Annotated in this window: 12 protein-coding genes; 1 reads left to right on the top strand and 11 read right to left on the bottom strand. The window is 68.0% G+C overall.

What is annotated here, in order from left to right:
* Positions 1–59: 59 nt before the first annotated feature.
* The 4 genes from EAS64_RS39465 to EAS64_RS39455 all read right to left on the bottom strand — a co-directional run bounded on the left by EAS64_RS39465 (position 60) and on the right by EAS64_RS39455 (position 4,493).
* The gene (locus EAS64_RS39465) at positions 60–2,636 is read right to left on the bottom strand and encodes an ATP-dependent Clp protease ATP-binding subunit (RefSeq protein WP_246116093.1); all 2,577 of its coding nucleotides are present in this window, start codon (positions 2,634–2,636) and stop codon (positions 60–62) included.
* A gap of 415 nt (positions 2,637–3,051) precedes the next feature.
* Entirely contained in the window at positions 3,052–3,378 is a 327-nt protein-coding gene (locus tag EAS64_RS39460; RefSeq protein ID WP_145861746.1) for a histone-like nucleoid-structuring protein Lsr2, read from the bottom strand.
* A gap of 320 nt (positions 3,379–3,698) precedes the next feature.
* Positions 3,699–3,869 carry a hypothetical protein gene (locus tag EAS64_RS44240; protein WP_187366510.1) on the bottom strand — a complete coding sequence of 57 codons (171 nt, stop codon included), beginning with the start codon at positions 3,867–3,869 and terminating at the stop codon, positions 3,699–3,701.
* 120 nt (positions 3,870–3,989) lie between these two features.
* Complete coding sequence (locus tag EAS64_RS39455) at positions 3,990–4,493, bottom strand: amino-acid N-acetyltransferase (protein WP_145861744.1); 504 nt, start codon at positions 4,491–4,493, stop codon at positions 3,990–3,992.
* Positions 4,494–4,723: 230 nt separating this feature from the next.
* On the opposite strand from EAS64_RS39455, the gene EAS64_RS39450 reads away from it, so the two are divergent.
* Positions 4,724–5,707, top strand: coding sequence for a C40 family peptidase (locus tag EAS64_RS39450; RefSeq protein ID WP_246116092.1), 984 nt, complete (start codon positions 4,724–4,726; stop codon positions 5,705–5,707).
* Positions 5,708–5,775: 68 nt separating this feature from the next.
* Here EAS64_RS39450 and lysX read toward each other — a convergent pair whose 3' ends face one another.
* The 7 genes from lysX to folP form a co-directional block, all read right to left on the bottom strand.
* A complete protein-coding gene (gene lysX, locus EAS64_RS39445) occupies positions 5,776–7,203 on the bottom strand; it encodes a bifunctional lysylphosphatidylglycerol synthetase/lysine--tRNA ligase LysX (RefSeq protein ID WP_246116104.1) in 1,428 nt (475 codons plus the stop codon).
* Between the two features lie 69 nt (positions 7,204–7,272).
* Positions 7,273–8,103, bottom strand: a complete 831-nt coding sequence (locus tag EAS64_RS39440) for a type III pantothenate kinase (protein ID WP_145861740.1) — start codon at positions 8,101–8,103, stop codon at positions 7,273–7,275.
* Positions 8,087–8,962 carry a pantoate--beta-alanine ligase gene (gene panC, locus EAS64_RS39435; protein ID WP_145861739.1) on the bottom strand — a complete coding sequence of 292 codons (876 nt, stop codon included), beginning with the start codon at positions 8,960–8,962 and terminating at the stop codon, positions 8,087–8,089. Before panC ends, EAS64_RS39440 begins: the two co-directional genes overlap by 17 nt.
* Positions 8,959–9,852 (bottom strand): Rossmann-like and DUF2520 domain-containing protein, encoded by an 894-nt coding sequence (locus EAS64_RS39430; RefSeq protein WP_145861736.1) that lies wholly within the window; start codon positions 9,850–9,852, stop codon positions 8,959–8,961. The genes panC and EAS64_RS39430 overlap by 4 nt, the downstream gene beginning before the upstream one ends.
* Before the next feature lie 234 nt (positions 9,853–10,086).
* A complete protein-coding gene (locus tag EAS64_RS39425) occupies positions 10,087–10,578 on the bottom strand; it encodes a DUF3180 domain-containing protein (protein ID WP_145861734.1) in 492 nt (163 codons plus the stop codon).
* Positions 10,575–11,096, bottom strand: coding sequence for a 2-amino-4-hydroxy-6-hydroxymethyldihydropteridine diphosphokinase (gene folK, locus EAS64_RS39420; RefSeq protein WP_145861732.1), 522 nt, complete (start codon positions 11,094–11,096; stop codon positions 10,575–10,577). Before folK ends, EAS64_RS39425 begins: the two co-directional genes overlap by 4 nt.
* Positions 11,093–11,974: a dihydropteroate synthase gene (gene folP, locus EAS64_RS39415; protein ID WP_246116091.1), complete on the bottom strand. Its 882-nt coding sequence runs from the start codon at positions 11,972–11,974 to the stop codon at positions 11,093–11,095. Before folP ends, folK begins: the two co-directional genes overlap by 4 nt.

Below are 11,974 nucleotides of genomic sequence, written 5' to 3'. Positions count from 1 at the left end.
GCGAAAGCGGGCCGGGGACGTGATGTCCCCGGCCCGCTTCGCGTTTGCGGACTGAGCCGTTAGCCGACTGCCTGGGCGGTACCCGGGCCGTCGCCCGACGACGAGCTGGTCGGGTTGGTCCCGCTCACCGGCTCGCTCGCCGTGGCGGCGACCAGCGCCGCCGCGTCGGGCACCGAGTCGGGCTTGGGCCGGCTGCTGAAGGTGAACTTCGCCTCCTCGCCGGTGCCTTCGGTGTCGACCGTCACGATCGTCCCCGGCCGGAGCTCACCGAACAGGATCTTCTCCGACAGCATGTCCTCGATCTCCCGCTGGATGGTCCGGCGCAGCGGCCGCGCGCCGAGCACCGGGTCGTACCCGCGCTCGGACAGCAGCTTCTTCGCCGCAGGCTGGAGCTCGATGCCCATGTCGCGGTCCTTGAGCCGGTCGTCGAGCTTGGCCATCATCAGGTCGACGATCTCGAAGATCTCGCTCTGATCCAGCTGGTGGAACACGATGATGTCGTCGACGCGGTTGAGGAACTCGGGCCGGAAGTGCTGCTTGAGCTCCTCGCCGACCTTCGTCTTCATCCGATCGTAGGACCCGCGGCTCTCGCCGGCCCGGGCGAAGCCCACCGACACGCCCTTGGAGATGTCCTTCGTCCCCAGGTTCGTGGTCATGATGATCACGGTGTTCTTGAAGTCCACCATGCGGCCCTGCGCGTCGGTGAGGCGCCCGTCCTCAAGGATCTGCAGCAGCGAGTTGAAGATGTCCGGGTGGGCCTTCTCGATCTCGTCGAACAGGACCACGGAGAACGGCTTGCGGCGGACCTTCTCGGTGAGCTGGCCGCCCTCCTCGTAGCCGACATAGCCGGGCGGGGAGCCGAACAGCCGGGAGACCGTGTGCTTCTCCATGTACTCGGACATGTCGAGCATGATCAGCGAGTCCTCGTCGCCGAACAGGAACTCCGCGAGCGTCTTCGACAGCTCGGTCTTGCCGACGCCTGACGGGCCGGCGAAGATGAACGACCCGCCGGGCCGCTTCGGGTCCTTCAGGCCGGCGCGGGTACGCCTGATGGCCTGCGACAGCGCCTTGATGGCGTCGTTCTGCCCGATGACCCGCTTGTGCAGCTCGTCCTCCATGCGGAGCAGCCGCTGCGACTCCTCCTCGGTGAGCTTGAAGACGGGAATGCCTGTCGCGGTCGCGAGAACCTCAGCGATGAGCTCCTCGTTGACCTCGGCGACGACATCCATGTCGCCGGCCTTCCATTCCTTCTCCCTGGTGGCCTTCTTGGCAAGCAGCTGCTTCTCCGTGTCCCGGAGCGCGGCCGCCTTCTCGAAGTCCTGGGAGTCGATGGCCGACTCCTTCTCCTTGCGGACCTGGGCGATCTTCTCGTCGTACTCCCGCAGGTCCGGCGGAGCCGTCATGCGGCGGATCCGCATCCGCGACCCGGCCTCGTCGATCAGGTCGATCGCCTTGTCCGGCAGGAAGCGGTCGCTGATGTAGCGGTCCGCGAGCTGCGCCGATGCCACCAGGGCGCCGTCGGTGATGGACACCCGGTGGTGCGCCTCGTACCGGTCGCGCAGGCCCTTGAGGATCTCGATGGTGTGCGCGATGGTCGGCTCCGCGACCTGGATCGGCTGGAAGCGGCGCTCGAGGGCGGCGTCCTTCTCGAGATACTTGCGGTACTCATCGAGCGTGGTCGCGCCGATGGTCTGCAGCTCACCACGGGCGAGCATGGGCTTGAGTATGGACGCCGCGTCGATCGCGCCCTCGGCCGCGCCCGCACCGACCAGGGTGTGGATCTCGTCGATGAACAGGATGATGTCGCCGCGAGTGCGAATCTCCTTGAGCACCTTCTTCAGCCGCTCCTCGAAGTCACCGCGGTAGCGGGAACCGGCGACGAGCGCGCCCAGGTCGAGGGTGTACAGCTGCTTGTCCTTGATCGTCTCAGGGACCTCGCCCTTGACAATCTTCTGCGCGAGCCCCTCGACCACCGCGGTCTTGCCGACACCGGGGGCGCCGACGAGGACCGGGTTGTTCTTGGTGCGGCGGGACAGCACCTGCATGACCCGCTCGATTTCCTTCTCCCGGCCGATCACCGGGTCGAGCTTGCCCTCACGCGCGCCCTGGGTCAGGTTGCGGCCGAACTGGTCGAGCACGAGCGAGGTGGACGGCGCCGCCTCGGTGCTGCCGGCGGCGGCCGATGTCGGCTCCTTGCCCTGGTATCCGTGGAGCAGCTGGATGACCTGCTGGCGGACCCTGTTCAGGTCCGCGCCAAGCTTGACAAGGACCTGAGCGGCAACACCGTCGCCCTCACGGATCAAGCCAAGCAGGATGTGCTCGGTTCCGATGTAGTTGTGACCGAGCTGCAGCGCCTCACGCAGCGAAAGCTCAAGCACCTTCTTGGCACGCGGGGTAAATGGAATGTGCCCGGACGGCGCCTGCTGGCCCTGGCCGATGATCTCCTCGACCTGCTGCCGCACCGCCTCTAGGCTTATCCCAAGCGACTCGAGCGCCTTGGCCGCAACACCCTCGCCCTCATGGATGAGACCGAGGAGGATGTGCTCCGTGCCAATGTAGTTGTGATTGAGCATCCTGGCTTCTTCTTGCGCCAGGACAACAACCCGCCGCGCCCGGTCGGTGAACCTCTCGAACATGTCGTCGCTCTCCTCACAGCGGGGATCCGGCAGGTTTCGGCGTTCCTGCCTGCTCCGCATGGTAGCCGCGTGCCCGACCCTGTACGTAACGCGATTATGCGCCAACTACAGGAAACGTTCCCCGGACACACCGCCTTCACCCCATCCAACAGCCTCAAATGGCGACGTAGTTCCAAGTACGCCACCAGCGAACGGGGCTGGCTACGCCCCCAGCGAACAGGGGTTCTGCTGCGGGAACGGCCGCGTGCGGCGCCGGGCAGTCGGTGACCGGAGGGGAGGACCGCCTCCGGACCACGGACCGGCGACCTGACTTGCCTCGCGGCGAGAAGCCGGGAGGAGCGTGGCGACTGGCGCAGGAGGTGGAATCGCGGTCCGCCGTATGGTCTATCCCGGAAGAAGAGAGCCGGATTGCCGTCTAGTGCGCCGCCTCGTACTCGGCAACGATGTTCGCGGGGATCCGGCCGCGCTCATTCACCTTGTGCCCGTGAGACCGGGCCCACTCGCGGATTCGTGCGCTCTGCTCGCGCCCGGCCCCGTTGCGCTGCCGACGGCGGCGAACCAGTGCGCCACCGGATTTGCGTGCGTGTTCCACATACTGGGCCAGTTCGGTGCGCAGCGCGCCCGCGTTGCCTGAACTCAGGTCGATCTCATAGGCGACACCGTCGAGTCCAAAGCTCACGGTCTCAGTTGCCTCACTACCGTCGAGGTCGTCGACCAGTAGCACCTGTACCTTCTGCGCCATGAAGTTTCAGCCCTTCCGCGGAGAGACCATTTTCGGATGCTAAACATATACCCAGGTCTTGACCCAGACAATTCACGGGTACGCACTTTCCGCGACGCCGATAGGCGAGCGCGAACTGCATGACGGGCCACCCGCTCGGGAAGGTTCACATCTTGTGCCGGCTAAGTGACGTATCGAACAATGCACACACACTTGGCATATCGCCCAGACGTGGACGCGGATGTGTGCAAACTCACGAGAACGCCGGCGCAAGCTGCCGTACGCAAGTGCGTATAGCCCAAGCCGACTCTAGAGAAAAAATGCTCAGATGCGACGAAATGTCAGCTTCCGCCTTGCTGGCGGTCCTGGCTGCGCTCCGCACTTGCCGTTGCCTCTCGGCTGCGCTGTCGGCGCTTTGGCGCCAGTTCCTTGCGCACGAGTACCCACGCGCCGACCAGAAAGGCGGCACAGACAATCGCCGGCGCGGCAAGCGCGGCGAGATCCTGCAACATGTAATGCACTGTACCCGCAGCCGCATGGCGGCCTGTTGGCCGCCGGGTGCCGCCACTGCATACGCCGGCCCGGCCGCGAACGCGGCACGCCGCGGCGAGCGGGGCGGGCCGGATTGCCGATTACAGTCGAAGCAGCATCCGGGTGTTTCCGAGTGTGTTCGGCTTCACGCGATCCAAGTCAAGGAACTCCGCCACGCCGCCGTCGTAAGAGCGGAGCAACTCTGCGTACACCTCAGGCGCCACCGGCGTGCCACTGATTTCGGTGAAACCGTGACTCGCGAAGAAGGGCACGGCGAAGGTGAGCACGAAAACGCGCGACACGCCAACGTCCCTGGCGCGGTCAAGCAACTCATCCACGATGAGGTGCCCGATGCCCGCGCCACGCCTGCGCTCGTCGACCGCGACCGTCCTGATCTCCGCCAGATCGTCCCACATAACGTGCAGCGCGCCGCATCCGGCAACGGCGCCGTCCGCGGTGGCCTCGGCGACGGTGAACTCCAGGATGTCCTCGTAAAGATTCACCGTGGGCTTGTCGAGCAGCCGTCCAGAGGCGACGTTCTCATCGATCAGCCGCCGGATTACCGGTACGTCTCTGGTGCGCGCATGCCTCACTATGTACTCCATCGCGGCATCACTGTAGCGCTTAAATACAATCGCGCGGCAACGCTGGGTATCGGCGCGGGAACACAGAAAATGTTTCGCCCGGCGATCAGTCCGTCACAACGCGGCGTCTCCGCAAGGGCCCCTTACCACAATCAGGCAATCGGCGCGACGGAACGGTTGCACCGTCAGAATGGCAAAACTTCTCCCGAGTCGGTGGTGAGCGGGATCTGTATCTAATATCGTCCATCGACGTGCGTATAGTCTCTCGGCGAGTAGTGCCGCTAGCCGTAGCTGCGGCCACCGTGGCCGTCCTGCTGCAGGGCGGCGCAAGCGATGCGCAGACGGTCCGCTCCCAGCCAACCCTCACCCAGCTGGTCGCGCAGGCGAAGAAGCTGACGAACGAGGTCGACTCGCTGGGCCAGCAGTATGACGGACTGCGCATCCAGCTGACCCATGCCAAGTCCGAGGTCCGCATCGCGGAGCTGGCAGCCGTTAGGGCCCAGCGGGCGATGGAGGGCAGCCAGAAGGCCGTCGCCCAGCTCGCCGCCATGGGCTACATGAACGGCGGGATGGACCTCACACTCCAGATGCTCACCAGCGGCAACCCGGAGCATATTCTCGGTCAGGCGTCCACCGTCGAGCAGCTGAACGCCGAGGCGGGCATGCGGCTGAGCACGCTGCAGAAGGAGCAGATCGCCGCCGCGCGTGCGCAGGTGACGGCCAAGGAGCAGATCGCCACCGCGGCCCAGCTCCAGTCGGAGATCAACAGCAAGGTCAAGACCATCCACGCCAAGCTCGCCCTGCTGAACAGTTCGGCGATGACGCAGGCGATGGCCATCTTCGAGAAGACGGGCTCCTACCCCGACGTAGTGCTGCCGGAGGCCACCACCGTCGGCACCACGGCGCTGCGGGCCGCGCTGTCGCAGCGCGGCAAGCCCTATGTCTGGGGCGCCGCCGGCCCGGACTCCTATGACTGCTCGGGCCTGGTCGTGTGGGCGTTCGCCCAGGAAGGCATCTCGCTGCCGCACTACACCGGGTCGCTGTGGAACTCCGGCATGCACGTGTCGCAGGCCGACCTGGAACCCGGCGACTTGGTCTTCTTCGGTGCCGACATCGGCCACGTCGGCTTCTACGTCGGCAATGGCCTGATGCTCGACGCGCCAGACACCGGGGCGGTCGTCCGGGTCGAGCCAATCTGGTGGAGTTCCTACGTGGGCGCCGTCCGCATCGCCTGAGCCCGCGAGCATCGCCTGAGCCCGTGAACCGGGCTCAGGCGCGAGGCCCAGGCGAGCGAGACGAAGGCTTAACCGCCCGGCCTGACGAACGGGAACAGGATCGTGTCCCTGATGTTCTCGCCGGTCAGCATGATCATCAGCCGGTCTATGCCCATGCCCATGCCGCCCGACGGCGGCATCGCGTACTCCAGGGCGAGCAGGAAGTCCTCGTCGAGTTCCATCGCCTCCGGGTCGCCGCCCGCCGCGAGCAGAGACTGCGCGGTGAGCCGCTCCCGCTGCACCACCGGGTCCACCAGTTCCGAGTAGCCGGTGCCGAGCTCGGTCCCGAACGTGACCAGGTCCCAGCGCTCCGCCAGCCGCGGTTCGCTGCGGTGCTGCCTGGTCAGTGGCGACACCTCGACGGGGAAGTCGCGGTAGAACGTCGGCTCGACGGTCTGCTTCTCCACTAGCCGCTCGTACATCTCCAGGATCACCTGGCCCCGGTCCCACGACGGCTGGAGCGGGATGTCGAACTTCTCGCAGTAGGCGATCAGCGCGGGCAGTTCGGTGTCCGGCGTGATCTCCTCACCGAGCTTCAGCGAGATCGCCTCGTGCACCGTGAGCGACCGCCACTGCCCGCCGATGTCCCACTCGGAACCGTCGGCACGGCGGATCACCGTGGAACCGAAGGCGGCGACCGCCGCGTTCTGCACCAGCGTCTGGGTGAGCTCGCCGATCCCGTTGTAGTCCGAGTACGTCTGGTACGCCTCGAGCATGGTGAACTCGGGGTTGTGCGTGGTGTCCACGCCCTCGTTCCTGAAGATCCTGCCGATCTCGAATACCGACTCGATCCCGCCGACGACCAGGCGCTTCAGGTAGAGCTCAAGCGCGATGCGCAGGTAGAGACGCGAGTCGTACGCGTTTCCGTGGGTGATGAACGGCCGCGCGTTGGCGCCGCCGTGCAGGCCGGTGAGCACCGGCGTCTCGACCTCGAGGAACCCGCGGGAGATCAGGGTGGACCGCACTGACTGCACGACCGCGGAGCGCATCTCCGCGAGTTGCCTGGCGCGCGGGTTGATGATCAGGTCCACGTACCGCTGCCGCACCCTCGACTCTGGGTCGGTGAGACCGGCGTGCTTGTCCGGCAACGGCCGCAGCGACTTCGCGGTGATCGCGAACGAGTCGGCTAGCACGGAGAGCTCACCCGACCTTGAGGTGATCACCTCGCCTGTCACGCCGACGTGGTCGCCGAGGTCGACGTCTCGCTTCCACCGGGCCAGTTCCTCCTCGCCCACCTTGGCAAGCGAGATCATCACCTGGATGTCCCCTGTGCCGTCGCGCAGTGTCGCGAAACACAGCTTCCCGCCAATCCGGAACAGGATCACCCGTCCCGTCACGCCCACGGTCTCGCCGGTGGCGGTGTCCGCGGCGAGCGCCCCGTGCCTGGCCCGCACCTCGGCGATGCTGGCGGTGCGCGGGTAGCTCACCGGGTACGGCTCGATGCCCGCCTCAAGCATCCGGGAACGCTTCTCCAGCCGGACACGTACCTGCTCAGGAATGTTGTCGTCAGCAACCACGACCGAAGGTTACCGGGGATCGCTCGCTGCGGTCACATCGGTTTCCCGCGCGCCCGCGCCGTGGTTTCGCTCCCAGACCAGCCGCAGGCCGATCAGCGTGAGCCACGGCTCGTGCGCGTCGATGAACGGCACCTCGCCGATCACCAGCGGCGCGAGTCCGCCGGTAGCGATCACCGTGACGGCGCTCGGGTCTTCAGGTGACAGTTCCGCTGCCATCAGCCGCGCGATCCAGTCCACCTGCCCGGCGAACCCGTACACGATCCCCGACTGGAGCGCCTCGACCGTGTTCTTGCCGACCACCCGCGGCGGCCTGGTCAGCTCGACCTTGAGCAGCTGCGCCGCGCGCCGCGACAGCGCGTCCACCGAGATCTCGATCCCCGGCGCCAGCGCACCGCCCACGAACTCGCCCTTCGAGCTGACCGCGTCGAAGTTCGTCGAGGTGCCGAAGTCCACCACGATGGCGGGCCCGCCGTACAGGTGCACCGCGGCGAGCGAGTTCATGATCCGGTCGCTGCCGACCTCCTTGGGGTTGTCCATCCGGATCGGCACCCCGGTCTTCACGCCAGGCTGCACGATCACCAGAGGCAGCTTCGGGTAGTACCTGCGGCACAGCTCCCGCATCTCGTGCAGCACGGACGGCACCGTGGAGCACAGCGAGATCCCGTCAAGGTCCGTCTCCTTGACCACGGTCGACTGCGCGAGCAGTCCGTGCAGCAGCGCCGCGATCTCGTCCGCAGTCCTGTCGGGCACCGTGGCGATCCGCCAGTGCTCGATGATCGTGTCCCCGTTGAACACGCCGAGCACCATGTTGGTGTTCCCGATGTCAATCGCCAGCAGCATGCCGCTCCGTCCCGAATTCGATAACCACATTGTCGATAAGCCGGGTGCTTCCGATTCGCGCGGCAATGGCGAGCACGGCAGGCCCGTGAAAATCTTCATCATCCCGAACGGGTTCGTAACTTCGCGCGTCGGCCAGTGCGAGATAGTCCACGGCGAAGAGGGCGCCCTCGTCGGCAAGCACCCGTCCCGCGGCGTCAAGCACAGCGCGCGGACCACCGCCGGCGGTAGCCGCACCCGCCGACAGTGCCCGGTACAGCGCCGGCGCCGCCATCCGCTCCTGCTCGGACAGGTACTTGTTCCTGCTCGACAGCGCGAGCCCGTCCGCGGCCCGCACCGTCGGGGCCGCCTCGACCTCGATGCCGAGCCCGAAGTCGGCGGACATTCGCCTGACGAGCACCAGCTGCTGCGCGTCCTTCTGCCCGAAGACGGCGATGTCGGGACGGACCAGGCTGAACAGCTTGATCACCACGGTGAGCACCCCGCGGAAGAACCCGGGCCTGAACTCGCCCTCGAAGATCTCGCCCGGCGGCCCTGGATCGACCGTGACCAGCTGCTCCTGCGGGTACATCTCGCCGACCCCGGGAGTGAATACCAGGTCCGCGCCCTCGGCCTCGCAGGCCGCGAGGTCGTCTTCGAGGGTGCGCGGGTAGCGGTCCAGATCCTCGTTGGGGCCGAACTGGAGCGGGTTCACGAAGATGGAAACCGCCACCGCGCCGCCTGGTCCGGCGAGTTCCCTTGCCCGGCGCAGCAGCGCGCGGTGCCCGTCGTGCAGCGCACCCATGGTGGGAACGAGCACGAGGGGTGCCCCCAGCTTCTCCCGCGCGGCGGTGAGCTCGGCGCGGGTGCTTGCGATGATCATCGTTGGTCTCCGAGTACGTCGAGCAGCCGCTCCGCGTCGCTCGCGCTGAGCATGCCCGCGGCGAGCGCCCGGTCCGCGGTCAGCCGCGCGAGCGCGAGATAGGCGGGGAGTGCGCCCGGCTCGGCGGCCGCGATGGCGGCCACGTGCGCGGCGACGGTGCCGTCGTCGCCGCGGGCCACCGGCCCGGTGAGCCCGGCGTCGCCGAACCGCAGTGCGTTGTCGAGCGCCGCGCCGAGCAACGGCCCGAGCATCCGGTTGGGCGCCTCAGCTCCGGCGTCCCGTAGCAGGGTGGCGGCCTCAGCGACGAGCGTCACCAGGTGGTTGGCGGCGAAGGCGAGCGCCGCGTGGTACAGCGAGCGGTTCTCCTCGTCGATGAACACCGGCTCGCCGCCCATCTCGATCACCAGTGCCTCGCCTGCAGGCCGCAGCGGCTCCGGGGTGGTCACGCCGAAGCAGACGCCCTTGATCCTGTCAACGTCGTCCTCCCGGCCGGTGAACGTCATCACCGGGTGCAGCGCAAGCGGCAGCGCGCCTGCCCGGGTGGCGGGGTCCAGGACGCGGATGCCGTGCGCGCCGCTCGCGTGCGCGATAAGCCGGCCGGCGAACGGCGCCCCGGTGGCTGCGAGCCCCGCGACGAGACCGCCGAGCACGTCGTCGGGAACGGTCAGCAGCACCAGGTCCGCGTCTGCGAGAACCCGCGCCGGCTCGGTGAGCCTGGCCCGCGGAAAGTGCTTGGCGACCCGCTGGCGCGATGGCTCAGAGACGGCCGCGGCGGCGGTTATCTCGTGGCCGGCCCGCGCGAGCGCGCGCGCCAGCGCGGTCCCGGCCCGCCCGGGGCCGATGATCCCTATCCGCAGCCGAGCCGGATGCTCGCTCGTTCCAGTCTCCACAAGTACCGGACAGCCCCCTCATAGCCGGGCCCTCTTACCCTGGCCCCTCACGCCTGGGCAACGCCCTGACAAGGATAGCCACCCGCCCGGTGCTGCTCCGCCCTCTCTCGTCGTCGCCGCAGAGCCAGATCGAATTGGCTCTGTGGCACACAGCGCCAATAGAGCCGACCCTGTGTGCCACAGATCCCGAATAAATTGGCCCTGTGTGCCAGAAGGCTTGAGGTGATGCAGCGGCTAGGGGTGGTACGGGGACTGGTGTGGCGGGGGCGGCACCTCATCGTCGTGACCGTCGGGCTTCTTCGGCACCCGGCAGCAGTACTCGAGGAAGAGCGCCGCGGCCAGCAGCACGATGCAGGCGCCGAACGAAAGGCTGGCGTCGACCAGGTCATCGCGCGGCGTCGGGGCGCTCGCCATCCCCGACAGGTAGATCATGAACCCGGCGCAGATCCCGGCGAGCAGCGCGGCAGTCTGTGAGCTGGCCTTGGCGAGCGCGACCATCCGCGCGACGAACAGCGGCGGCGCGGGCCGTGTCCCGCGCTTTCCCTGGATGCGTGCCCGCAGGTCACGGCCCATCCAGGCCTCCGCGCCCGCGGCGATGAGCAGGGCGGGCACGCCCGTCCAGGTGAGCGGCGGCAGCCTGGCGTACACGGCGGTAAGCACCGCCCAGGTCACGGCGGCGGCGATCACCAGGATGACGCCGAGTGTCCATGGCCGGGTGGGCTTCATGATCCAGCCTCCTGTAGCACGAGAGGGACAGCGGAGCGGCGGATGCCCGCCTGGCCGACCGCGGCGGCTAGGTCCGCGACCGCGCCGTGTCCCGGCAGCACCGCGTCCGGTTCGGCGTCATGCCACGGCGCGAGCACGAAGGCGCGCTCGTGTGCCCGCGGATGCGGCAAAGTGAGCTCGGGGTCGTCGCTGCGCTCGCCCGCCACGGTGATGATGTCGATGTCGAGGGTGCGCGGCCCCCAGCGCACCAGGCGAACCCGGTCGAACGCCGCCTCCACCTCATGCAGCCTGTCAAGCAGCTCGCGTGACGGCAGGCTGGTGGTGACCAGCAGCACGGCGTTCAGGTAGTCCGGCTGCTGCGGCCCGCCCACCGGCGCGGTCTCGTAAACGGGTGAGGCCGCCACCACACGGACGCCGTCAATCCGCTCGATGGCGTCCACCGCCCCCTGGAGGATGTCCCGCCGTTCGCCGAGATTGCTGCCCAGAGCGAGCACCGCGGCCCGCTGCTCCCCGTTCATGACCGCTGTGCAGAGCGGTAGGCGGCGGCAACCCGGACGGCGTCGGCGTTGGCGGGCACCTGGTGCACCCGCACGCACCACGCCCCGGCCGCCGCGGACAGCGCGGTGATCGCGGCCGTCGCCGCGTCGTTCTCCAGGAACGGCCTGCTGGCGCCCTCGTCGTCGAACAACTTGCTGAGGTAGCGCTTGCGGGATGCGCCGACGAGCACGGGGAAGTCACGGCCGCCGATGCTGGACAGCTCGCCGAGACTCGCGAGCAGCTGCCAGTTGTGCGCCTCAGGACCCGACGCGGCCGGATTCTTGCTGAACCCGAGGCCGGGGTCGAGCACGATACGCGACGGCTCGACGCCCTCCGCGATCACCGCCTCCACCCGCTGCGCCAGTTCGTCGTGCACCTCACGCACCACGTCGGCGTAGATCGCCCTGGTCTGCATGTCATGACTGTGCCCGCGCCAGTGCATCACGACGTACGGTGTGCCCGCCTTCGCCACCAGCCTGGGCATGTACGGGTCGGCGAGTCCGCCGCTGACATCGTTGACCAGGCTGACGCCGGCCTCAAGCGCCCATTCGGCCACCTGGGCGCGCATCGTGTCGATGCTGACGACGGCGCCCGCCCTGACCAGCTCGGTGATGACCGGCCGCACCCGGCGAAGTTCCTCGTCGGCAGGCACCCGCTGCGCGCCTGGCCGCGTCGACTCGCCGCCGACGTCGACGATGTCCGCGCCCTGCGCCACGAGCTCGAGGCCGTGCTCGATGGCGGCCGCGGCCCCGAACCACTGCCCGCCATCGGAGAACGAGTCGGGCGTGACGTTCACGACACCCATGACCAGGCATCGGCCGGCCGGCGGTGCCCCGGCGAGACCAGGCAGATTGACCAT

Source organism: Trebonia kvetii, assembly GCF_007827045.1.
In the GTDB taxonomy this organism is placed as follows: domain Bacteria; phylum Actinomycetota; class Actinomycetes; order Streptosporangiales; family Streptosporangiaceae; genus Trebonia; species Trebonia kvetii.
Note: the sequence above shows the minus strand (reverse complement) of the source record. Positions and strands in the feature narration are given on the sequence as shown.